At 41.7% G+C, this 23,229-nt stretch carries 20 protein-coding genes; 2 read left to right on the top strand and 18 right to left on the bottom strand.

Annotated features, from left to right (window positions below; all coding sequences use genetic code 11):
• Positions 1 to 18 precede the first annotated feature (18 nt).
• The 16 genes from dnaE to rpsB form a co-directional block, all read right to left on the bottom strand.
• Positions 19 to 3,528, bottom strand: a complete 3,510-nt coding sequence (gene dnaE / locus AB1Y31_04630) for a DNA polymerase III subunit alpha (protein MEW4982451.1) — start codon at positions 3,526 to 3,528, stop codon at positions 19 to 21.
• On the bottom strand, positions 3,525 to 4,091 hold the full coding sequence (locus AB1Y31_04625) for a ribonuclease HII (protein MEW4982450.1): 567 nt from the start codon (positions 4,089 to 4,091) through the stop codon (positions 3,525 to 3,527). The genes dnaE and AB1Y31_04625 overlap by 4 nt, the downstream gene beginning before the upstream one ends.
• Positions 4,088 to 5,263 (bottom strand): lipid-A-disaccharide synthase, encoded by a 1,176-nt coding sequence (gene lpxB, locus AB1Y31_04620; GenBank protein MEW4982449.1) that lies wholly within the window; start codon positions 5,261 to 5,263, stop codon positions 4,088 to 4,090. The genes AB1Y31_04625 and lpxB overlap by 4 nt, the downstream gene beginning before the upstream one ends.
• A 67-nt stretch (positions 5,264 to 5,330) precedes the next feature.
• Entirely contained in the window at positions 5,331 to 6,101 is a 771-nt protein-coding gene (gene lpxA / locus AB1Y31_04615) for an acyl-ACP--UDP-N-acetylglucosamine O-acyltransferase (protein ID MEW4982448.1), read from the bottom strand.
• Positions 6,098 to 6,547: a 3-hydroxyacyl-ACP dehydratase FabZ gene (gene fabZ / locus AB1Y31_04610; GenBank protein ID MEW4982447.1), complete on the bottom strand. Its 450-nt coding sequence runs from the start codon at positions 6,545 to 6,547 to the stop codon at positions 6,098 to 6,100. Before fabZ ends, lpxA begins: the two co-directional genes overlap by 4 nt.
• Complete coding sequence (gene lpxD / locus AB1Y31_04605) at positions 6,547 to 7,569, bottom strand: UDP-3-O-(3-hydroxymyristoyl)glucosamine N-acyltransferase (GenBank protein MEW4982446.1); 1,023 nt, start codon at positions 7,567 to 7,569, stop codon at positions 6,547 to 6,549. The genes fabZ and lpxD overlap by 1 nt, the downstream gene beginning before the upstream one ends.
• A gap of 23 nt (positions 7,570 to 7,592) precedes the next feature.
• Entirely contained in the window at positions 7,593 to 8,102 is a 510-nt protein-coding gene (locus tag AB1Y31_04600) for an OmpH family outer membrane protein (GenBank protein MEW4982445.1), read from the bottom strand.
• 34 nt (positions 8,103 to 8,136) lie between these two features.
• The gene (bamA, locus tag AB1Y31_04595; GenBank protein ID MEW4982444.1) at positions 8,137 to 10,431 is read right to left on the bottom strand and encodes an outer membrane protein assembly factor BamA; all 2,295 of its coding nucleotides are present in this window, start codon (positions 10,429 to 10,431) and stop codon (positions 8,137 to 8,139) included.
• Between the two features lie 83 nt (positions 10,432 to 10,514).
• Positions 10,515 to 11,873 carry an RIP metalloprotease RseP gene (gene rseP / locus AB1Y31_04590; protein MEW4982443.1) on the bottom strand — a complete coding sequence of 453 codons (1,359 nt, stop codon included), beginning with the start codon at positions 11,871 to 11,873 and terminating at the stop codon, positions 10,515 to 10,517.
• Positions 11,873 to 13,051, bottom strand: coding sequence for a 1-deoxy-D-xylulose-5-phosphate reductoisomerase (gene ispC / locus AB1Y31_04585; GenBank protein MEW4982442.1), 1,179 nt, complete (start codon positions 13,049 to 13,051; stop codon positions 11,873 to 11,875). Before ispC ends, rseP begins: the two co-directional genes overlap by 1 nt.
• A complete protein-coding gene (locus AB1Y31_04580; GenBank protein ID MEW4982441.1) occupies positions 13,048 to 13,869 on the bottom strand; it encodes a phosphatidate cytidylyltransferase in 822 nt (273 codons plus the stop codon). The genes ispC and AB1Y31_04580 overlap by 4 nt, the downstream gene beginning before the upstream one ends.
• Before the next feature lie 3 nt (positions 13,870 to 13,872).
• On the bottom strand, positions 13,873 to 14,616 hold the full coding sequence (gene uppS / locus AB1Y31_04575) for a polyprenyl diphosphate synthase (protein ID MEW4982440.1): 744 nt from the start codon (positions 14,614 to 14,616) through the stop codon (positions 13,873 to 13,875).
• A 93-nt stretch (positions 14,617 to 14,709) separates the two neighbouring features.
• On the bottom strand, positions 14,710 to 15,267 hold the full coding sequence (gene frr, locus AB1Y31_04570; protein MEW4982439.1) for a ribosome recycling factor: 558 nt from the start codon (positions 15,265 to 15,267) through the stop codon (positions 14,710 to 14,712).
• Positions 15,268 to 15,281: 14 nt separating this feature from the next.
• Positions 15,282 to 15,995, bottom strand: coding sequence for a UMP kinase (gene pyrH, locus AB1Y31_04565; GenBank protein MEW4982438.1), 714 nt, complete (start codon positions 15,993 to 15,995; stop codon positions 15,282 to 15,284).
• A gap of 3 nt (positions 15,996 to 15,998) precedes the next feature.
• Positions 15,999 to 16,883, bottom strand: coding sequence for a translation elongation factor Ts (gene tsf / locus AB1Y31_04560; GenBank protein ID MEW4982437.1), 885 nt, complete (start codon positions 16,881 to 16,883; stop codon positions 15,999 to 16,001).
• Between the two features lie 80 nt (positions 16,884 to 16,963).
• Positions 16,964 to 17,746 (bottom strand): 30S ribosomal protein S2, encoded by a 783-nt coding sequence (rpsB, locus tag AB1Y31_04555; protein MEW4982436.1) that lies wholly within the window; start codon positions 17,744 to 17,746, stop codon positions 16,964 to 16,966.
• A 295-nt stretch (positions 17,747 to 18,041) separates the two neighbouring features.
• Here rpsB and map point away from each other — a divergent pair, with 295 nt between their 5' ends.
• Entirely contained in the window at positions 18,042 to 18,845 is an 804-nt protein-coding gene (map, locus tag AB1Y31_04550; protein ID MEW4982435.1) for a type I methionyl aminopeptidase, read from the top strand.
• A gap of 20 nt (positions 18,846 to 18,865) precedes the next feature.
• Positions 18,866 to 21,478: a [protein-PII] uridylyltransferase gene (gene glnD, locus AB1Y31_04545; protein MEW4982434.1), complete on the top strand. Its 2,613-nt coding sequence runs from the start codon at positions 18,866 to 18,868 to the stop codon at positions 21,476 to 21,478.
• Here glnD and AB1Y31_04540 read toward each other — a convergent pair.
• Both AB1Y31_04540 and AB1Y31_04535 read right to left on the bottom strand, forming a co-directional pair.
• On the bottom strand, positions 21,471 to 22,160 hold the full coding sequence (locus AB1Y31_04540; protein MEW4982433.1) for a TIGR04283 family arsenosugar biosynthesis glycosyltransferase: 690 nt from the start codon (positions 22,158 to 22,160) through the stop codon (positions 21,471 to 21,473). The genes glnD and AB1Y31_04540 overlap by 8 nt on opposite strands.
• Positions 22,161 to 22,185: 25 nt before the next feature.
• Entirely contained in the window at positions 22,186 to 23,229 is a 1,044-nt protein-coding gene (locus tag AB1Y31_04535) for a methyltransferase domain-containing protein (GenBank protein ID MEW4982432.1), read from the bottom strand.

Below are 23,229 nucleotides of genomic sequence, written 5' to 3'. Positions count from 1 at the left end.
CAAATCAGCCAGCAGTATTCAATAGCGAATAAAGCGCTGCTGTTCAGGTAAAAGGCCCTTTAAGCCTTGCAAAAGTTCGTCTTTAGGCGAAACACGCCAATTATCAGGCAGATTTAATGCCAACGAAACGCCCGATAATTTTAATTTTATTTTTACTGGGCAGTCACCGCCTCGATAAGCTCCCAACAATGTATGTAGTTGATTAATTTGATTTTCTTGCGTTAACGTATCGCCACCCAATTCAATTAACAGGTCTTTTAAAAACCGTTCGCGAGCTTGCTCGACTGTCATAACGGATTCAATACTAATCCTATTTTGCCCTGCAAAATCATCAAATGAAATTGACCCAACTATGATCACTATTTGCTCGGTTATCAACTGCTCTGAGTGCTGTTCAAACACCTCGGTATAGGCAACCGCCTCCATTCGCGCACTGCCATCATCTAAAATAACTGTCGCTATTTTAGCGCCACTTTTTGTTGGACGCGTTCTGACATCAAGCACTAAACCCGCCACTGTCACCGGCTTACCTTTCGCTCTTCGATACTGCCCGCCACCGGCACCGGGAGAATTAAGCTCCATATCGTGCAGTATTGATAACTTGCCAGATACAATCGATAGCATTTCTTCACGAACTGAGTCAAAAGGGTGACCTGTTAAGTACAGCCCCAGAATCAATTTTTCTTCTTTTAGACGTTGATGCTCTGTCCATGGCTCAATCGTTATTTCATTATGTTGCTGAGAGGCTTCAACCAAACTCAAACCAAACAGGTCGTCTTGACCTGCTATAACGCTCTTATCGTGTTGCTCTGCGACTTTCAAAACATTCGGCAATTCATGCATTAACTTTGCACGATTAGCATCAAAACAATCAGCAGCGCCTGACTTGATTAGTGCTTCTTGAACACGCCGATTAGCTTTTCTTAAATCGATACGCCTAGCAAGGTCCTCATGGCTTGAGTACTCCCCAGCCGAATCCCGTTGCTCGATAATAGATTCAATGGCCGCCTCGCCAACCCCTTTAATAGCACCTAAGCCATAAATAATTTGACCTTCATCATTTGTTGTAAAACGATAAGCCGATTGATTAACATCTGGCGGAAGAATCTCCAACCCCATATCTCGACACTCATCAATAAACAGAACGACTTTATCGGTGTTATCCATATCCGAAGATAAAACAGCCGCCATAAATTCGGAAGGGTAATGGGCTTTTAACCACGCCGTTTGATAGGCAATTAGGGCGTACGCAGCCGAATGCGATTTATTAAAGCCATAACCGGCAAACTTTTCCATTAAATCAAAGATATATGTCGCAACACTTTCTTCGACCTTGTTTGCAATCGCACCCGTGGTAAACATTTCTCGTTGCTTCGCCATTTCTTCTGGCTTTTTCTTACCCATTGCTCGGCGCAATAAGTCGGCGGTACCAAGGCTATAACCAGCAAGGTCTTGTGCGATTTGCATCACTTGTTCTTGGTATAAAATAACGCCGTTGGTAGGTTCTAATATGGGGATTAGTGTGGGATGCGCGTACTCTGCTTTTTTCCGACCATGTTTTACGTTAATGTAATCATCCACCATGCCCGATTGCAGTGGGCCCGGTCTAAACAGTGCAACTAAGGCAATGATATCTTCAAATGAATCGGGTCTTAAACGACGAATCAAGTCCTTCATCCCTCTAGATTCAAGTTGGAAAACCGCCGTCGTTGCATAGTTCTTTAACAGTTCGTAGGTCTTCTCATCATCACGCGGTAACAGGTCGATATTGACCGCCTGCTCACCCTTCGCTTCTAGCCTTTTATTAATATTTTGTAGCGCCCAATCTATAATGGTTAACGTTCTAAGACCTAAAAAATCGAACTTAACCAGACCAACTGCTTCAATATCGTCTTTATCAAATTGCGTTACAAGGTTTGCCCCACCTTCTTCACAATAGAGTGCTGAAAAGTCAGTGAGTTTACTAGGCGATATCACCACACCACCGGCGTGCTTACCGGCGTTTCTAGCAATACCTTCTAGCATTAAAGCTAAGTCAATTAACTCCCTAACCTCGTCCTCTTCTTGGTAGGCAGCCAATAGATCGGGGCTCTCATCAAGCGCCTTACTCAATGTCATACCAATTTCAAATGGAATAGCCTTGGCCAACCTATCAACAAAACCATACGGGTGACCCAACACACGCCCTACATCACGAATAACCGCCTTCGCCGCCATACTGCCATAGGTAATAATTTGTGATACTTTATCTCGGCCATATTTTTCGCCAACATAATCTATGACCCTATCTCGACCATCCATACAAAAATCGACATCAAAATCAGGCATCGACACACGTTCTGGGTTAAGAAAACGTTCAAATAACAGGTCAAACTCTAACGGGTCTAAATCGGTAATTCTTAACGCATAAGCGACAATTGACCCCGCACCCGAACCACGACCAGGGCCAACGGGAACGCCATTGTCTTTTGCCCATTGGATAAAATCGGCAACAATTAGAAAGTAGCCCGGAAAACCCATTTGGCAAATCACATCCAGCTCACGCTTCAGCCTTGCTTGATATTCGGCACGTTTTTGGTCATCAAAGCTTATCCGATGAGACGTTTCTTCTATCCGCTTATCCAAACCTTTTTGCGACAAATCAGCAAAATACTCATCGATTGTCATGCCTTCGGTAATGGGAAAATTAGGTAAGAAACTCTTTCCTAAAACCAGTTCCACATTGCATCGTTTTGCTATTTCAACAGTATTTTCGATGGCTTCGGGCAAATCAGAAAACAGCTCTAGCATTTCTTCCTGACTCTTCAAATACTGTTGTTCAGTATGCGTCTTAACTCGCCGCGTATCCGATAGAACACGTCCTTGATTGATACAAACACGCGCTTCATGTGCGTCAAATTCTTCTTGTTTTAAAAAACATGAACCATTGGTTGCGACAATAGGTGCTTGATGCCGAGTAGCTAATTCAAGTAATTGAGTGTTTAAACGTTCTTCACCTACTCGCCCAAGCCGTTGAAGTTCGACATAAAAACGATCAGCAAACGCCCGCATCCAAGCACTAACACTCTTGTCAACCGACTCCATATCGTTTGACTCAAGCTGGGTGGAAAAAAGCCCATCTAAACAACCCGATAATGCAATCAGCCCTTCATTTTTATCCTGAACTTTTTGGCTCGTTAGGTAGGGAACCCCCTTATCTTGCCCACTAAGATAACTCTCTGAAATTAATTCACACAAGCCCAAATAGCCTTGCTTATTTAGTGCTAGCAACGTGACGATATAGGGCTTCTTTTGACTCGCAGTATCCCTAATCAACACATCGGCACCGATGATCGGTTTAACACCTGAACTGATGGCCGCACGATAAAATTTAACGGCTGCAAATAAATTGGATTGATCAGTAACAGCGATAGCCGGCATTGAAAGCTCAGTAGCGCGTTTAATGAGTGGCTTAACACGCATAATGCCATCGACTAACGAATACTCAGTGTGGTTACGTAGGTGGATAAACTGCACTGCTTCACTCATGGTAATAAACGCCTAACTGGAGAAAACGAGCGGCGATAAATGGGTCGAACACCTTTATCTGCAAGTTGTTCTTTATGTGCCGGAGTCGGATACCCCATGTGCTTAATCAAGCCATAACCTGGATTAAGAACGTCCAGAACTGCCATATGCGCATCTCGATAAACCTTAGCGATAATAGACGCGGCAGAAATCTCGGCAATTAGATTATCCCCTCCTTTTATACACTCACCAGGTAAATTAATGTCAGGGTAAAATGTGCCGTCTACTTGGGCAAAATCAGCCGCTACGTCGAGCCCATCAAACGCGCGTTTCATCGCCAATAAACTCGCCTGCAGAATATTTATATCATCAATTTCGGATACTTCTGCACGACCTATTGACCAGTCTTTAGCGCCTTCGAAAATTTTTATGGCGAGTTCATCCCGCCTTTTTTTCGTTAGTTTTTTGGAGTCCATTAAGCCCCTAATCGGGCGACTATTGTCCAATATTACTGCAGCAGCGACCACGGGGCCTGCAATACAACCACGCCCAACCTCATCCAATCCAACAACTATTTTACTCAAGATGAAATCTCACCACTGATAACGCGTGAAACAATATTGGCGGCTTGCGCATCAGCATCGCAAGTCAACTTTTCCTTCATTTTATTAAAATCATTGACCATTAATTGTGCGACGTCTTTACCCTGATAAATCCGTAATAACTCTTCTGCTAACAATTCTGCTGTTACCTCTTCATGAAGAAATTCTTTCACTAAGAGCTTACCTGCAATTAAGTTTGGCATTGAGATAAAAGGAGCTTTGAGTAAATTGAATTTCTTAAACACCCAGGATGTTAATGCAGATGGTTTATATGCGACTACCATCGGTTTTTCTAATAGCATGACTTCAAGTGTCGCCGTTCCAGACGCCACTAACACTAAATTAGAAGCGGCTATCATCTGTTTAGTTGCGTCAACTTGAATCTGCAAATCCAGCTGTAAACCAGACTGCTCATAAATATTTTTGAATAAATTTACAGCTACTTGGTCTGGCAATGGCACTAAGATTTTCAACCCAACAATAGTATCTGAGCATCTCTTTGCTGCTTCGAGAAATATCAGACTATGCCGTTCAAGCTCGCCAACACGGCTACCCGGCATAATAGTTAAAACCACGCATCCACTGTCAACGTCCAATTCTTTTCTGGCGGGCAATATTTCTAATTGTTCTGCGTACTCATCCGCTAACGGGTGCCCGATAAAATATGCCGGAACAGCGGTCTTTTCAAAATAATCTTCTTCAAATGGAAAGATACACAACAAGGCGTTCAACGAACCAATTAATTTCTTGATTCTTTTAGGCCTCCAAGCCCAGACAGTTGGACTGACATAGTGAACTGTTTTAATACCATGTTGATACAGATCACGTTCAAGCTTTAAATTAAAGTCTGGTGCATCAATACCAATAAACACATCTGGTTGTTCCTGCAAAATTGTTTTACGTAGTTTTTTCCTTATACCCAAGAGTTCAGGCAAATGTTTAATCACTTCAAACAAGCCAAAAACAGATAATTTTGACATCGGGTAGTAAGATTGAAAGCCTTCCGCGAGCATACGTTGACCGCCAATGCCTAGAAATACCGCATTCGGGTAATAATCTTTTAGGCGTTTAATTAAACCGGCACCGAGTATGTCGCCAGAATGCTCACCAGCAACCATCATAATTTTCAACGGCTTCTCACTTACAGTAGGCATAATTTAAATACTATCGGATATGGGTGTAACGACTCACACAAACGCACTAAAACGTTTGTAACGCGGTTTATCGCAAAATACTACGGCTTGAGTTTTCTAGGAAATCAACCATCGCTTTTAGTTCTGGTTGTTCTTTAGCGACTTCAGCTAGCTTGCTTATAGCCTCAGATAATTTTAGCCCTGATTTATAAAGCACTTTATAAGCACGTTTAATTTGTAAGATCTCATCTTGAGAGAAGCCTCGTCTGTCGAGACCTACTGAGTTAATGCCATGGGGTTTAGTGGGGCGGCCGCCAACCATGACAAATGGAGGAACATCTTTAGTGATCGCGCTACCCATCGCTGAGAAGCAATGGTCGCCTAAGTGGCAAAACTGATGAACAATTGAAAACCCGCCTAAAATAACATTATTACCAATGTGTACATGACCGCCCAGTGAAGCCGCATTTGCAAGAATGACATCATTCTTAATTATGCAGTCATGCGCAACGTGGCTATAAGCCATCAAAAGGTTATTGCTACCGATAATAGTTATATTTTTATCTTGCGTCGTTCCTCTATGAATCGTTGTGAATTCACGTATTTCATTGTTGTCACCGATTTCTAAAAATGACTTTTCACCAGCATATTTTTTATCTTGTGGGTCTTCACCAATCGATGAAAATTGATAAATACGATTGTTCTTGCCAATCGTTGTCGTGCCATTAATTGTGACGTGGGGGCCAATAATACTTCCTGAACCGATAGAAACGTTAGCTCCAATGACCGTATAAGGGCCAATCTCAACATTTTCATCAACCTGTGATGAAGGGGCAATAATAACTGTTTGATGAATCACTTAGTCGATTCCTTTGAAGCACACATGATATCGGCTGATACTACAACCTTCCCATCGACTGACGCAGTCGTTGAAAAAGACCAAATATTCCGTCTATTTTTTTTATATATAGCTTCAAGCATCAATTGATCACCAGGAACAACTGATTGTTTAAATCTAGCATTATCGATACGGACCAAATAATACTCGCCGAAATCTTCACCTCGGTCAGTCAATGTTTTCATAGACAAAAGCCCTGTCGCTTGCGCCAAGGCTTCAATAATTAGCACACCGGGCATAATAGGGTTGTGCGGAAAATGCCCCGTAAAATGAGGCTCATTGTAAGACACATTTTTTACCGCTAGCAACCTTTCCCCAGCTTCATATTCAACCACCTTATCTATCATTAAAAAAGGGTATCGGTGTGGCAAGAACTCCATAACTTTTCTTACATCATCATGCGACATTAATTTTCCTTTTGTAATTTTAATAATCTGTTGATTTTTTTTGCTAACTTATCAAGCTGCTTAAAGCGAACTGCGTTCTTTAGCCAATCGCTATTTGTTTGGAACGGTGTGCCCGATGAATAAACACCCGCTGTTTTAATCGAGTGAGTAACCATTGTCATACCGGTGATATGAACACCATCGGTAATGGAAATATGACCGACTAAACCAACGCCGCCAGCAAACGTGCAGTGCTTACCAATTTTTGTACTACCCGCTATACCTGTGCAAGCAGCTATAGCCGTATGATCACCAATTTCTACGTTGTGCGCAATTTGAACTTGATTATCGATTTTAACCCCATTACCAATGACAGTATTATCTAAAGCACCACAGTCAATTGTCGTATTGGAACCAATTTCAACATCATTCCCGATAACAACATGCCCTAGTTGAGGAATTTTACACCAACCTTGTTGATGACCATAAGGTGCATAACCAAAACCATCACAACCAATAACCGTACTAGGGTGTATCGTGACATTGTCTCCAACTTTGGTGCTGTCACTTAATGTCACATTGGCAACTAAGTTAAGGTTTTTACCGATAACAACATTGCTTGCAATAACACAGCCCGGTCCGATATGACATGCATCGCCTATAGTTACGTTATCACCAATAACAACATTAGCAGCCAAGACACAGTCATCCGCTATTGATACCTCTTTACCAATAACAACAGAAGAATGAATATTCCCAGCTTTAATAGGTTCTTGATAAATTAAGGTTGCTGCTTTGGCATAAGATAAATAAGGGTTTTTAACGACTAGCGCATTACCCGTGTAATCACCCAGAAACTCCTCAGATAAAATAACAACTCCTGCTTTGGTATCATTCAGAGCGGAGTTGTATTTTTTATTGTATATAAAAGAAAGCTGGTTAGATTTAGCTAATCCGAGCGTGGCACAACTGCTCACTTCGTGTGCTGGGTCACCTTTTAAATCTGCATCAATAGCTATTGCTAACTCTTTTAAAGAAATCATAAAACAATAGCGCCCTTAATTTTTTATTTAGTAGCCGATAAGCGACTTTGAACCTTATTCGTTATGTCAACAGCACTACTGGTATAGACGACACCATCATGAAGAACTAAGTCGTACTTTTCAGCTTCAGAAAGCCCTTTGATAGCTTCAAAAACCAATCGTTGTAACTTTGCTAATTCCTCGTTACGTCTTAAATTGAAGTCTTCTCTAAACTCTTCTTGGTCACGTTTAAGTGCACGTTTCTTTTCAAGCACATCACGTTGTAAGCGGCGGGCTTCTGCTTCACTCATTAGTTTCGCGTCACGAGCTAACTTTTCGTCTAGTTTCTTAATTTCTTTTTGACTCGCTAATAAGCGTTTGTTTCTTGGAGAAAATTCTTTTTCCAAAGCGACCTTAGCTTCTTCAGCTTGCGGTGCTTTCTCTAAGATTCTAGCGACGTTTACAAAACCTACTTTAATATCTGCAGCCTGTGCGGTACCTAATAATACAACCGTTAATATGCAAGCTATTAGGGTTTGGTTTAAAAATTTCAATGTTATCTCCTACGATTTTACGTTTATATTGTATTTAAATTCCAGAGCCAAAAGAGAATTGGAATGTTTGAACTTCATCATCATCACCATCGTTTATCGGCATCGCTAAACTAAATGATAATGCACCGAACGGTGATAGCCATTTTGCAGATAGTCCAACCGAGTAGCGCAATTCACCAAGGTCTATCTCATCATCATAAACATTACCAGCATCAACAAATGTGCTCAACCTAACCGTTTTACTTTCTGGCATAAATGGAACTGGGAATATGAACTCAGCATTACCCACTAATTTAACACTACCACCGATAGGGTCGTCAAAAACATCTCTTGGACCCAATGTATTATCATTAAAACCTCTAACAGAGCCCTTTCCGCCAGCGTAGTAATTTTCAAAAAATGGAAGACTTTCAGCATCTCCATACGAATCTCCATAGCCAAAATCACCATTCAAATAAAGTGTTGTATGGCTACTAATAGGGAAGTATTGTTTTTGATTATATGAGATTTTATAAAACTCAAGGTCAGACCCTGGCACGGTAATAACACCTGACAATCTTTTAGATCCTCCACGTGTTGCGAAAATTGCACGGTTTCTAGTATCTGTACCCCATACAGCCGTTGCCTTAAGGTTCGTGTATGAGCTGCCATTTTCAGCAATAAAGTTATTTATTTCACCAAAAAACAAATTCTCATCTATATCAAGACTTGTGAATTCCAAATCCATACCTAAACCGACTTTATCGCTTTCATTTAAGGGTAAGCCAAAGTTTACGCCCATATTGAATGATTCTGTTGTATAGCTTGAGGTATTTGCCTCATCAGCATCGGTCGTTCTATAACTGATGTTATAGCCACGGCTTACACCATCAATGGTGTAATAAGGATTTGTGTAACCCAAGCTATAAATGGTATTGACAGCACTATTATTAAAACTGGCACTCATCCTTTTGCCGGTTCCAAGAAAGTTGTTCTGACTAATGCTCGCGTTTAGCACAAGCCCTTGTGACTGAGAAAACCCAGCCCCAGCTAAAATATTGCCTGAAGACTTTTCTTTAACAGTATATTTAACGTCTACTTGGTCACTCGTTCCCGAAACGGGTAATGTTTCGACATCAACTTCATCAAAATGTCCTAAGCGAGATAAACGGGACTTTGAATGCTCTACCGCATTCGTTGAAATAGACGCTGCTTCCATTTGTCTAATTTCTCTTCTCAACACTTCGTCACGGGTCTTAGTGTTACCTTCCATGATCACACGGCGAACATAAACACGCTTCCCAGGATCAACAAAGAAAGTCACCTTTACTGTCGAGGTTTCTTTGTCAATTTCTGGAATCATATTGACATTGGCAAAAGAGTAACCGGCGTGGCCCAACACAGTCGTAATGTATTCAGACGTTTGAGTTGCTTTTTTTCTTGAAAATACATCGCTTGGTTGCACAATGACATACGGAATCAATTTATCCGGGCTAACAATTAACTCGCCCGCTAATTTAACTTCACTAACGGTATGAACTTTACCTTCATTCACGTTGATTGTAATGAATATACCGTTTTTATCTGGACTAATTGAAACCTGCGTCGACTCTACTTTGAAGTTGATGTAGCCACGATCTTGATAAAATGAATTAACACGTTCAAGATCCGCCGACAGTTTTTGTTTTGAGTATTGGTCGCTGTTGGTATAAAAAGTAATTAAAGTAGGCCCTGTTAGCTCGAATTCTTTAAGTATCTCTTCATCTGAAAATGATTTATTACCAACGATATTAATTTTTTTAATGCTCGCGGCAGAGCCTTCAACAACACTAATCAAAATAGCCACACGGTTACGTTCTAGTGTTGTTATTTTGCTATCTACTTCAGCTGAATATTTACCATTGTTATAGTATTGCTGTAACAGCTCATTTTTGACTTTATCGAGCACTAATGGATTAAACACACGGCCTACGGTCATACCAACATCACCGAACGCTTCTAACAGCTTATCTGTTTCAATGTCCTCATTGCCTTCTAGTTCAATGCTTGTGATCGCTGGGCGTTCTTTGACATTAATAATGAGCGTTTCTTCACTTTGCTCTACGCTAACATCACTGAAAAAACCCATTTGAAATAATTCTCGAATAACATCACCAGAGAGGTCATCATCAAAGCCATCACCTACTTTAACAGTTAACGCATTGAACACGGCACCTGCTGTGATTCGCTGCAAACCATTAACTCGAATATCTTTAATAATAAAAGGCTCCGCAGCAAATAAAGCACTGGAACCTAAAAGGACAAAGAGTAAGCACGCGCTAATGAATATTGTTCTGATTTTTTTTATCACAATTGTGGTTTTTTATTTGTTCATTTTTTATAATTCGAGCAAGTATAGATAAAACAGCCAACCGACTCAATACGTATTTTTAATTAGCCAATTATCCGGTCGATATCAATAAAAACAGCTAGCACCATCACGCATAACAGGATAAACATTCCAACCCGCATAAATAGCCCTTGAGCCCTCTCTGAAACTGGTTTGCCTTTGACCGCTTCGATTAAATAGAAAAATAAATGTCCGCCATCAAGCATAGGAATGGGAAGTAGATTCATTACACCTAAACTCACACTGACAAAAGCCAAAAATTTTAAAAAGGGTATTAAACCAATGCTTGCTGTTTTGCCCGCATATTGAGCCAAACTAATGGGGCCACTTAAGTTTTGAACAGATGCTTCACCTATCAGCATTCTTCCAATTAATTTAACTGTCAACAATGAATAGCTCACCGTTTGAGTTGCCGCCTCTGTCACCGCGGCAAAACCACTTAAGGAATATACTGCATAAAAGTTTTTCGATAGGTCCTTGTCTATTAACGGTGATATGCCAATTCTGCCAATAGAAACATCATTTTCTATTATTTCTTTGGGGGTTACCGTTAACTCAATTTTTTGATTATTTCTTAACACGACAATGAACATGCTAACGTTTGCGCTTGAACGTGTTAACTCAACCCAAGCACGCCAATCCTCAATAACTTGGTTATTAGCCGATAGAATCAAATCCCCTCGCTGCAAGCCTGCTATGTCGCCGCGTTCACCACGAATCACCTCGCCTACGATGGGTTTTAAGGTAGGCAGGAGCGGTGCAATGCCAATTCGTGTAACCACATCACTGGGTTCAGGCAGATCTTCTTGATCAAAGCTGAGTTGTACATTTTTGCGCTGCCCTCCCGCTCTAGCAACGGTGAGATCGACAGACCCACTGTCTAACATTTCACTGGCCATCAAGCCAACAGCTACTCTCCAAATGGCTACTGGGCGGTCATTAACAGCTACAATTTCATCACCAACTTCTAAGCCCGAATGGATTGCAACCCCAGTGGTATCGAGTTTTCCGACAACAGGTTTTAAGCCTTCTTCGCCGACTGTAAGAATGACCCAAAATATCAAGAAGGCAAAAACAAGGTTAAAAACTGGGCCTGCTAGAACGATGAGAAATTTACTAAAAAGAGGCTTATTATTAAACGCCAGACCCTTCTCGTTTTCCTCAACGGTCCCCTCGCTTTCATCTAGCATTTTTACGTAACCACCTAGCGGAATACCAGCAATGACATATTCTGTTGGGTCATCTTTTCTTCGAAAGCTGAATAACGGTTTACCAAAGCCAATTGAAAAGCGTAGAACTTTGACACCACACTTTCTAGCTACCCAAAAATGGCCAAATTCATGCACGGTGACAAGAATACCGAGCACTAAGAGAAAAGAAACTATTGAAATAACGAGCGTCACTAAAAAGACTCCAAATATTGATTGCTAAGCATTCTTGTTTCTTTATCGGCCTGTAGTACGCTATCTATTGAATCAGCAGACTTTATGGTCGAGTTATTAATTACCTTTTCGATCAATTTTGAAATATCGATAAAGCGTATTTTTTTGTTCAAAAATGCCTCTACCGCTACTTCGTTAGCGGCATTTAGTACGGCTGGTGCCGTCCCCTTCATATTAAGCGCTTCAAATGCCAGCCTTAAACAAGGGAATTTATCAAACGATGGCTGTTCAAACGACAATTGCTTGTTAAGCATAAAGTCTAAGGGAGACACGCCACTCTCATGTCTTTGCGGCCACGCTAACGCATGTGCAATAGGTGTTCTCATATCTGGGTTTCCTAATTGCGCTAATACTGAGCCATCAACATAATCAATCATTGAATGAATGATGCTTTGAGGGTGCACTAGCACATCAATTAAATCTGCCGGCATATCGAACAAATAACTTGCTTCAATAACCTCTAGCCCCTTATTCATCATTGTTGCTGAATCAACCGATATTTTTCGACCCATCGACCAATTTGGGTGGGCGCAAGCCTGTTCAACCGTGACACTCTCAAGCTCAGCCAGTCCCAAGTCCAAAAAAGGACCACCTGAAGCCGTTAAGATCAGTTTTCTAACTCCCTTAGCACGCCGCCCTGTTTGATACCCATCCGGCATACATTGAAACAATGCATTATGCTCACTATCCAACGGCAATAATGTGCCCCCGCCCTCTTTGACAGCAGACATCAGTAAATCACCCGAAACCACTAACGACTCTTTATTTGCTAGCAACAGTCTTTTACCGGCTTTAGCCGCCGTTAGTGTTGATAATAACCCAGCCGCACCAACAATAGCGGCCACAACGATATCTACCTCAGGTAATTGAGCGACAAATTCTAATGCCTCGATACCCGATAAAACTGTTGTGTCAGCGGCTTCAGATTGCTCAATTTTTTTATTAAAAACTTCCGCAAGGTCCTGATCAACCACGACCGCATAGGCCGGTTTAAACTCTATGCATTGCTCTAATAAACGCTCTATATTTTTATTTGCAGTCAGCGCAACAACTGAATACCTATCCTGATTAAGCCTCAGAACATCCAGTGTGCTCAAACCAATTGATCCTGTGGAGCCTAGTAAGCAAATACTTTTCATGAAAACATTTTTGTTAATAAAACACAGGCAACAAAAACAGGGGCCGCAGCGATAAGGCTATCAATACGGTCTAAAATGCCACCATGACCGGGTAAAATCGCCCCGCTATCTTTAACATTAGCGCGTCGTTTCATTAAGCTTTCAAACAAGTCACCGAACACGGATACAAATGCAATATAGACGGATATCAGAATAAAGCTAGCAGCGCTTTCAACGGCGAAATGATTCGCACCTAAAAAGGCAAACAGCAGACAAGCTAATAGACCGCCTACGACACCTTCTATAGATTTCCCAGGACTTATAATCGGGGATAACTTGTGTTTTCCAAACGCCCGGCCCGCAAAAAAAGCGCCGCTGTCAGCTATCCAAATTAGTAATAACAAATACATTAATAGGTCGGGGCCATACACAAAACCAAATCTAATTTGGCACAAGGAAATAAACGTTAAACTGACCACTATAATGCCCAATAAAAGCATCAACGGCTGGTTAATCTTAACGTCTAATAAGAACTGCGGTTTTACGATGATAAGCACAATAACGAGTGACCAGAAAAACAGACTCGTATACATAAGGTAATGGGTCACATCTACACTTAATACAGTCAGGCCATGTGATAACAATACAACAACACCAGCTAAAACGTATTTTTTAAAATTGCTCTTTAAGCCACTTAAAGCCCCCCATTCATAAGCAGCAATAATAATGATAATGCTTAGGATGGAGATAAAGGCCATATCGGGCGAAAACATAACTAACCAAACGACCACAGGAATAAGTACCGCAGCAGTTAATAACCGTTGTACAAGGCTGCTCATAGATTAACCACCTTCATTAATTTGTTCGCCTGTTTGACCAAATCTACGCTGACGAGAAGAAAAATACTTGATGGCCAAATCAAGCGCATCCTTGCCAAAATCAGGCCAAAGGGTATCGGTAAAGTAAAGCTCACTATAAGCTATTTGCCACAGTAGAAAATTACTAATTCTCTTCTCACCACCGGTTCGTATAAATAAGTCAGGGTCAGGAATACCCGATGTCGAGAGGTAATCCTCTAATTCTAAATCAGACACTAAAAGATCTTCATTTAGCGCATGTTCCAGCATTCGAAGTGTAGCCTGCTGAATATCCCACTGACCACCGTAATTTGCAGCAATAACAAGTGTTAAACCGGTGTTATCTCTTGTTAACGACTCTACGTCATTTATCTTACTCTGCAATGAAGCTGAGAATCTTGTCTTATCACCAATGATTTTCAACCGTATATTGTTCTTGTGTAGACGTTTCGCTTGGCTTTTAAGTGTCAACATAAACAAGTCCATCAACACACTTACTTCTTTAGCGGGTCGTTGCCAATTTTCACTGCTGAAGGCAAAAACGGTTAAGACTTCGATGCCGTACGATGCGCAGGCTTCAATAGTCGCTTTTAAGGCATCTACACCCGCTTTATGGCCGAATGTGCGGGGTTTGTTTTGCTGTGTAGCCCAGCGGCCATTGCCATCCATAATGATGGCAATGTGCTTAGGTAGAGAGTGTTGATGTTGCGCGTTTAAGTTATCGTACACAAGAATTCCATTTATTCCTTTCGGCAACAGTGTGCAAACTTAAATATTGAGAGATTAGGTCGGTCATTAAAAACCAACTTGTCATGTAAAACATTACATTGACATTAAATCAGTTTCTTTAACCTCAAGATGTTTATCAACACCTTTAACGTGTTGATCAGTTATTTTTTGGATTTTTTCTTCACCTGAGCGTAGCTCGTCTTCGGTGATCATTTTTTCTTTTAATGCTTCTTTAAATTCAGAGTTAGCATCACGACGAATGTTTCTAATGGCAATCTTTGCGCCTTCTGCTTCGTTACGAACCACTTTAACAAGGTCACGGCGTCTTTCTTCAGTCAACGGAGGCATAGGAACTCGAATAACATTACCGGCTGTTACAGGATTAAGACCTAAGTCAGCTTTCATTATGGCTTTTTCAACGGGACCGATCATTGTCGCTTCCCAGGGCATAATCGATAACGTTCTAGCATCTTCAATATTAACCGTTGCCACCTGGTTCAACGGTGTATCTACATCGTAGTAAGAAACCACAATATCCTCTAGTAAACTCGGGTGCGCGCGCCCTGTACGAATTTTAGTTAACGCTTTTTGGAAAGACTCAACAGACTTCCCCATTCTCAGATTCCCATCTTTAACAATATCTTCAATCATAATTACCTCTACTGTTATTGCACTAACGTGCCGACATCTTCACCCATGACAAGTCGCTTAACAGCACCTTTATCAAAAATATTGACTACCCTTAAGGGCAGTTTATGATCTCGGCAAAGAACCAATGCCGTTGCATCCATTACATTCAAACGCTTATCGATGGCTTCGTCAAAACTAATTCGCGAATAAAATTCTGCGTCAGGGTTCTTAAGAGGGTCATCAGAGTAAATGCCATCTACCTTTGTTGCTTTTATTAAGACCTGAGCGTCTACTTCAACACCCCTTAAACTAGCAGCAGAATCCGTTGTAAAGAACGGGTTACCCGTGCCAGCAGCAAAAATGACCACACGGCCTTTTTCAAAATGCCTAATAGCTCTACGGCGTTTAAAGCTTTCGCATACTTGGTTGATTTGAAGCGCTGACATAACGCGAACGGGCTGCCCGAGTGATTCAAGTGAGTCCTGCATAGCTAATGCATTAATCACCGTCGCTAACATACCCATATGATCACTTGTTACGCGGTTTAAAACATCCGACGCCGCCTCAGACCCACGTAAGATATTACCGCCGCCAATAACCAATCCTACTTGGACACCGATATCGCACAGTTCTTTAACTTCTTCTGCCAGTCTTAAAACCGTAGCACCATCGATACCGCCAGCGGAGTCACCCATTAAGGCTTCCCCGCTAAGCTTTAACAATATCCGCGTATATGCCAACTCACCCATCAACTAATCGCCTCGTACTTGAGCCATCACTTCAGATGCGAAGTCCTCTTCTTTCTTCTCAATACCCTCACCTACTTCAAAACGTACAAATGAACGTACTTTAGCATTGTTAGATTTCAACAATTGCTCAATTGTTACATCACCATCTTTAACGAAGGGTTGGCCTAATAACGTTACTTCTTTTAAGAATTTTTTGATTTTACCAACAATCATTTTTTCAACGATTTCTGGTGGCTTACCGCTTTCAGCAGCCTGACCTTTAAAAATCTCTTTTTCTTTTTCAATTTTTTCAGCAGGCACTTCTGCCTCAGAAAGACATAATGGGTTAGTTGCAGCTACATGCATGGCAATATCTTTAGCCAGCTCAACTGAACCACCTTCAAGTTCAACGAGTACGCCAATACGGATACCGTGTAGGTACGAACCAACAACACCACCTTCAGTTTTAATTGTTTTGAAACGTCTTACATTGATGTTTTCACCAACTTTAGCAATTAACGCGCGTCTCTTTTCATCAACCGTCACCGACTCACCGTCAACTGTTGTGCTATTCAATGCATCAACATCCGTTACATCGTTATTAACCGCGGTATTAGCAACTGCTTTTGCGAACTCGATGAAGTCATCACCTTTTGAAACAAAATCTGTTTCACTGTTAATTTCAACAATAGACGTTGTTGAACCATCGCCTGATGTTGCTACTTTTAAAATGCCTTCCGCAGCAATACGGCCTGCTTTCTTGTCTGCTTTAGCCATGCCAGATTTACGCATGTTTTCGATCGCAACTTCTAAATCACCACCTGTTTCTACCAATGCTTTTTTGCACTCCATCATGCCAGAACCCGTTCTCTCACGTAATTCTTTCACCATTGCAGCTGTTACACTCATTTTCTATGACCTCTATATATTCATTAATTTATAAAAACGCCCCCAATCGGAGGCGCTCATTGCCTTCTTAAAAGCAGCAGTTAACCTTCTTTGCTTGCTTCTTTAGTCGCTGCTTTTTTAGCAACCGGCTTTTTAGAAATGGCTTTGGCCACTTCTTTATTTTCAACTAATTCTTTAATAACACTTGCTTTGCCTTCAAGAATCGCAGCTGCAAAACTTTGGCAATATAATGTTAATGCTCTAATAGAATCGTCATTGCCAGGAATAACATAGTCAACATCTACTGGCTTGTTGTTAGTGTCGACAACACCAATGACGGGAATACCTAGTTTAGCTGCTTCTTTAATTGCAATTTTTTCATAGCCTACATCCATAACGATGATCGCGTCTGGTGGGCCTTTAAGGTCTTTGATACCGCCAACACTGCGTTCTAACTTTTCAAGTTGACGCATAAACTTCAAGCCTTCTTTTTTGCTAAAACGGTTCAAACTTCCGTCTTCACGCATCGCTTCAAGTTCTTTTAAACGGTTGATAGACTTTTTGATGGTTCCAAAGTTTGTCAACATGCCACCTAACCAACGGTGATCGACATAAGGCATGCCGCAACGTTTAGCTTCCGCAGATACGGTTTTGCGCGCTGCTTTCTTTGTGCCAACAAACATAATAGTGCCTTTTTTTGCCGCTAATTTGTTAATGAAATTTAATGCATCATTAAACAGTGGTAATGTTTTTTCTAAGTTAATGATATGAATCTTGCCGCGCTCACCAAAGATGTAAGGGGCCATTTTAGGATTCCAGTATCTCGTTTGGTGACCAAAATGAACACCTGCTTCGAGCATTTCACGCATTGTGATATTAGACATTTTTTTGCTTCCTTCTATTGTTATAGCCATCCAGCTCCATGCTGGCTTGACTCGGGTTGATAACTACCACGCATCCCAAACGGTAACCTGATTAAACTCAAGCACCCTACCGGATGTGTTGATGCATGTGATCGTTGTTGCCAAAAGTGGCGACGCTTTATACCATATTTACGCTCCTAGGACAATTTATACGCGTAAAACCTGAATTGTATTGCGGTTAAAAAACCGCTTTACTTGGCATTAACCCGTTATAATTCATTGCTTATATTCCACATAATAAGCGACCTTTTTAGTTATGAGCATTACTTTAAAAACACCCTCTGATATTGAAAAAATGCGCGTTGCTGGCCGATTGGCTGCCGAGGTGCTCGAGATGATTGCTGAATACGTTGTTCCTGGCGTCACCACCGAGGAACTTGATCAACGCTGTCATGACTTTATGGTCAACACTCAAAAAACAATCCCCGCCCCTCTTGATTACCATGGTTTCCCAAAATCTATTTGCACTTCTGTTAATCATCAAGTTTGCCATGGAATACCCAACCATAAGAAATTAAAAAAGGGCGATATTATTAATATTGATATTACCGTAATTAAAGATGAATTTCATGGTGATACCAGTCAAATGTTTATCGTTGGTGAGGCCAGCATCCTTGCTAAACGCTTGATAGAAACCACCCAAAAAGCCTTATACCTTGGCATCAGCATGGTAAAGCCAGGTGCGAAATTGGGCGATATCGGGCATGCCATACAGACATTTACCGAAAGCAGACGGTATTCAATTGTTCGTGAGTATTGCGGCCATGGCATTGGCCGTGTATTCCATGAAGAACCTCAAGTGTTACATTATGGCAAGCCCGACACAGGCACCGTACTTGAGCAAGGCATGACCTTTACCATAGAGCCCATGATTAATGCTGGAAAAAGAAATGTAAAAGTTCTACCCGATGACTGGACGGTAGTAACTAAAGATCGCAGCCTTTCGGCACAATTTGAACATACTTTAACCGTCACAGATACGGGGTTTGAGATCTTTACTGTGCGGGCTGACGAAGATATCGAACCGACCTTTATATCGCCAGACCTGTTCACGGCTTGAACAAGACTGACACAGTAACTATGACGACATCCCAGAGTATCGCCGACATTAAGGCTCTCATCAGAACGTTTAATGAGAGCATCCTAGAACGCGCAAAATCTGACGTAACGATTGAAGCGTTACTCGAAGAACGCAGTGACTTTATTGATCATTTATTAACAAACTGCTGGTGTGATATTTTAGGCTCGCACAGCGAAAAACCCTCTCTCATCGCCACCGGCGGTTATGGGCGAGCAGAATTACACCCCTTTTCTGATATTGACCTGCTAATTATTTTTGATGAAGCGCAGCTTGAAGACTATAAGTCAGAGCTTGAATCATTCGCTACTTTTCTTTGGGATATCGGCCTAAAACCTGGCCTAAGTGTCAGGAGCATCGCAGATTGTATTGAGCAGTCTAAACAAGATATAACCGTCATTACCAATTTAATTGAAGCGCGGCTGATAACCGGTTCCGATGGGCTCTTCAGTGATATGCAAGAGCACATTAGCGCTGACAAAATCTGGTCACCCGTCGAGTTTTGTCATGAAAAAATGGCCGAACAACATAAAAGGCATTTGAAATTTGGCGACACCGCTTACAACTTAGAACCAGATATTAAAGAAGGTCCGGGTGGACTCCGAGACATTCAAACCATTCAATGGATTACAAAACGATACTTTGGTTCCAACTCGCTGGGTGAGTTAGTGAATCATGCCTTCCTAACCAAAAACGAATACCGTGCGTTAATGAAAGGCCAGCGTTTTCTTTGGAAAGTTCGCTTTGAATTACACTTGTTAGCTAACCGACCTGAAAACCGTCTACTGTTCGATTACCAAAAAAGCTTAGCCTTAGCGTTTGGTTTTCAAGATGGTGATAACAACCTCGCCATCGAAGGGTTTATGCAGTTGTACTACCGTACTGTCATGGATTTAGAGCGTATCAATGAGCTAGTGCTACAAATATTCGATGAGGCATTAGAAAAGGATGTCATGGATGTAACGCCTATTAATGAGTCATTTAGGGTGATTAATGGTTACATTGAAGTCACCCATCCAGACACCTTTAAAAACCAGCCCACTGCTCTTCTGGACATTTTTCTTCAGCTGCAAAAACACAATTATATTAAAGGCGTTAGGTCGGCGACTATTCGTCTCATTCGTGAATCTTTGCATTTAATTACCGATGAATTTAGAGCAAGCCCACAGGCTCAGCGCTTATTTCTAGATATTATTCGTCAGCCTCACGGCATCACTCACCAATTCCGGCGAATGAATCGCTATGGTGTATTAGCCGCTTACATCCCAGCGTTTAACGACATTATTGGGCGCATGCAATACGACTTGTTTCACGCCTATACGGTAGATCAACACACCTTATACATAGTTAGGAATTTACGCCGTTTTGCCTTGGAAAAACACCAAGATGACTTACCCCATTGCTACGAGGTTTTTCAAAATATTCAGAAACCAGAACTGCTTTATTTAGCCGGTTTATTTCATGATATTGCAAAAGGCCGTGGTGGCAACCACGCAGAATTAGGCATGCACGACGCCACTGAATTTTGTCAACTGCATGGCTATAACGCTTACGATAAGAACCTTGTTGGCTGGCTGGTTCAAAATCACTTAATCATGTCGATGACCGCACAGCGTAAGGATATTAACGACCCCGTTATTGTGCATAAATTTGCCTCAAGGGTTGGTAGCCTCGAATATCTCGATTATTTGTACTTGCTGACCATTGCCGACATCAGAGCAACAAACCCAACGCTTTGGAATGACTGGAAAGGTTCCTTATTAAGAGAGCTTTACAATAACACTCAAAAACTTCTACGCCGTGGCCTTCAAACCGTCAATCAGGAAGACGGCGATGACATCAAGCAAATGCAGTACCAAGCTAGGCAGGGCTTAAACTCACGCGGCTTAAGTGATGATAAAATAGACAATGTTTGGAAGAACATCAACAAAGATTACTTTTCTAGGTTTTCTGTTGAAGATAGCATCTGGCATACCTTAGCCATTTCATTTTGCCAAGAAGAAGACTTACCACTCGTATTACTACGTCCTCAAACGCATCGTGGTGGCGCAGAAATATTGATTTACACCCGTGACCGCTCAGGCATGTTCGCCGTCTGTACCGCCACGCTTGACCAGCTGGGGCTAAATATCTTAGACGCGCGAATCATCACCACCCGCGAAGGCCTCGCGCTCATTAGTTTTCACATTTTAGAAGACAACGGCAACCCCATTCCTGATTTATCTCGCGAACAAACCATCGCTAATATTTTACGTCGTAACTTAATGAACCCTGATCAGGCAGTCCTCTCCGTGAACAGGCATAAAACCCGCCTATCTCAACATTTTGAAACTAAAACAACCATTACCTTTAAAGATGATCATCAAAAAAGATATACCATCTTAGAAATTCATACGCATGATCAGCCGGGTGTTTTATCACTCATCGGCCAATGCTTTAGTGCTTGTAAAGTTAACGTACGAAATGCCAAAATTGCGACATTGGGCACAACGGCCGAAGACATTTTCTACATTACCGATACGGACAATAAAATGATAGAAGATCAAACTGCCTTAGAACATTTAGAACAAAGCTTACTAAACGCGCTATCTTCTACTGAAAATAAAGCTACTTAAGCCTAGTTTTCTGATATTTCTCCGCCAATATTAGCGGAGATTTTTTGAAAAAATACGCCCACCTTAATTGCCACATTAATAACACCGTTCTCAACACACCCTGCTCTTGCCAACGGCGAGCTGAGATTAGAACGGGTTGATTAAGGCAGATCGGCATAGCATATTTTTTTAATGTCTTACTGATGGCAATATCTTCCATCAATTCAATATCAGGGTAGCCGCCCACCTTTTCAAACAAGGCGTTAGAAACAAACATGGCTTGGTCACCCGTCACGATCCCCGTCAAACAAGAGCGCCAGTTCATCATCTTTTCAATGAGCCGAAACGCTAACCGCGAATCATCCAATTTAACGTTAAATCGACCCCATCTACTGAATCCCCTGGCTGAATTATTTAATAGTTCTAACGCATTAATTGGCAACTGCGTATCCGCATGGAGAAACAGTAATAAATCACTTCGCGCAGCCTTGGCACCTTTATTCAATTGACGCGCCCTGCCAACTTTCGAGCTAATAACGATATCAGCAAACTGCTCTGCTATAGCGAGCGTGTCATCATCACTGCCACCGTCAACAATAATAACCTCAACATTGTGCTTTCTAAGTGCTTGTAAACTTTGCAGCGTGAATGGAAGCACCTTTGCTTCATTCAAGGTAGGAATGATGATGGATAGTGTCGTCATATCAAACGTAAACAGCCATTATGTCTCAGCAACAAGAACTCCCTTGTTTAGCATTACGGTGCGAACTACCTTTACTATCCGCTGCAGGTCTTAAGGTGCCGGCTGGTGCGCACCAAAGTTGCCCTTCACTTTGTTGCGCTGGAGCAATGCCGATAAAGTCATCTGCATACGGCCCATCGGTCAAAAATTTGTAGGTGCGCTCACAAACCGCCATGCGTTTACCACGGTAGAACACATGCCCTTCATCGTCAGTCGTTTCAGCGTAAGGGCCTTTGTAGATCACCGCGTGGCCTTTATCTATACACGCAACGTCAGCGCCTTTAACCGCAGTAATCGTTACTGAACGAAATTCAATACCCTCTACAACCTGCCAAGGCTCAGCGTCCCACTTGTCGCATTTAACCGCCAAAAAACCTGCTTGTTTAAAGCTGTCTAAGAATTCATCTTCAAGGAATGAACCAGAAATACAACCCGACCACAATGCTGGGTCTAATTTTAACTTTTCAGGAACCGTCTCATCCGCAACAATGTCTGAAATCGCAATCCTCCCACCTGGTTTTACCACGCGGAAAATTTCTTCAACAAGTTGTTTCTTATCGCTGTCATTCACCAAATTCAACACACAGTTAGACAAAACCAAATCGACTGAGTTATCGGCGATCATTGGCTCTTTTGCATCAGGGTTATCCAAATCAACCGCTAAGTTTTGAATTTGCCCTCTAACAAAACTGACCTTTTCAGCACCTAACTTTTCGGCCATATCGGTTTGATATTTTCTAGCGAGGGCCAGCATTTCGTCGTTCATATCAACACCAATAACACGACCTGAATCACCAACCAACTGCGCCGCCATATAACAAATTTTGCCCGAGCCCGAGCCTAAATCTAGCACCACATTCCCTTCTTCTACATAACGGGAGGGGTCACCACAGCCGTAGTCTTTTTCAATCACTTCTCGTGGCAGCATCGCCAGCAGGGCTGTGTCGTAGTCAACTGGACAACACAATGCTGGCTGCACAGCTTCTGCACCCTTTGTATATCGTTCTACCACACTATTTTTCATGTCCAT

The organism is Cycloclasticus sp. (genome assembly GCA_040743155.1).
Lineage (GTDB): Bacteria > Pseudomonadota > Gammaproteobacteria > Methylococcales > Cycloclasticaceae > Cycloclasticus.
This window is presented reverse-complemented; position numbering and strand designations above follow the sequence as displayed.

What these genes read in the sequence shown, in the direction of transcription:
- tsf (MEW4982437.1), bottom strand. Translation starts at nt 16,883, where the DNA reads ATGAGTGTAACAGCTGCAATGGTGAAAGAATTACGTGAGAGAACGGGT.
- rpsB (MEW4982436.1), bottom strand. Translation starts at nt 17,746, where the DNA reads ATGTCTAATATCACAATGCGTGAAATGCTCGAAGCAGGTGTTCATTTT.
- AB1Y31_04580 (MEW4982441.1), bottom strand. Translation starts at nt 13,869, where the DNA reads ATGAGCAGCCTTGTACAACGGTTATTAACTGCTGCGGTACTTATTCCT.
- pyrH (MEW4982438.1), bottom strand. Translation starts at nt 15,995, where the DNA reads ATGGGTGAGTTGGCATATACGCGGATATTGTTAAAGCTTAGCGGGGAA.
- map (MEW4982435.1), top strand. Translation starts at nt 18,042, where the DNA reads ATGAGCATTACTTTAAAAACACCCTCTGATATTGAAAAAATGCGCGTT.
- lpxD (MEW4982446.1), bottom strand. Translation starts at nt 7,569, where the DNA reads ATGATTTCTTTAAAAGAGTTAGCAATAGCTATTGATGCAGATTTAAAA.
- dnaE (MEW4982451.1), bottom strand. Translation starts at nt 3,528, where the DNA reads ATGAGTGAAGCAGTGCAGTTTATCCACCTACGTAACCACACTGAGTAT.
- AB1Y31_04540 (MEW4982433.1), bottom strand. Translation starts at nt 22,160, where the DNA reads ATGACGACACTATCCATCATCATTCCTACCTTGAATGAAGCAAAGGTG.
- AB1Y31_04535 (MEW4982432.1), bottom strand. Translation starts at nt 23,229, where the DNA reads ATGGACATGAAAAATAGTGTGGTAGAACGATATACAAAGGGTGCAGAA.
- ispC (MEW4982442.1), bottom strand. Translation starts at nt 13,051, where the DNA reads ATGAAAAGTATTTGCTTACTAGGCTCCACAGGATCAATTGGTTTGAGC.
- frr (MEW4982439.1), bottom strand. Translation starts at nt 15,267, where the DNA reads ATGATTGAAGATATTGTTAAAGATGGGAATCTGAGAATGGGGAAGTCT.
- fabZ (MEW4982447.1), bottom strand. Translation starts at nt 6,547, where the DNA reads ATGTCGCATGATGATGTAAGAAAAGTTATGGAGTTCTTGCCACACCGA.
- glnD (MEW4982434.1), top strand. Translation starts at nt 18,866, where the DNA reads ATGACGACATCCCAGAGTATCGCCGACATTAAGGCTCTCATCAGAACG.
- lpxB (MEW4982449.1), bottom strand. Translation starts at nt 5,263, where the DNA reads ATGCCTACTGTAAGTGAGAAGCCGTTGAAAATTATGATGGTTGCTGGT.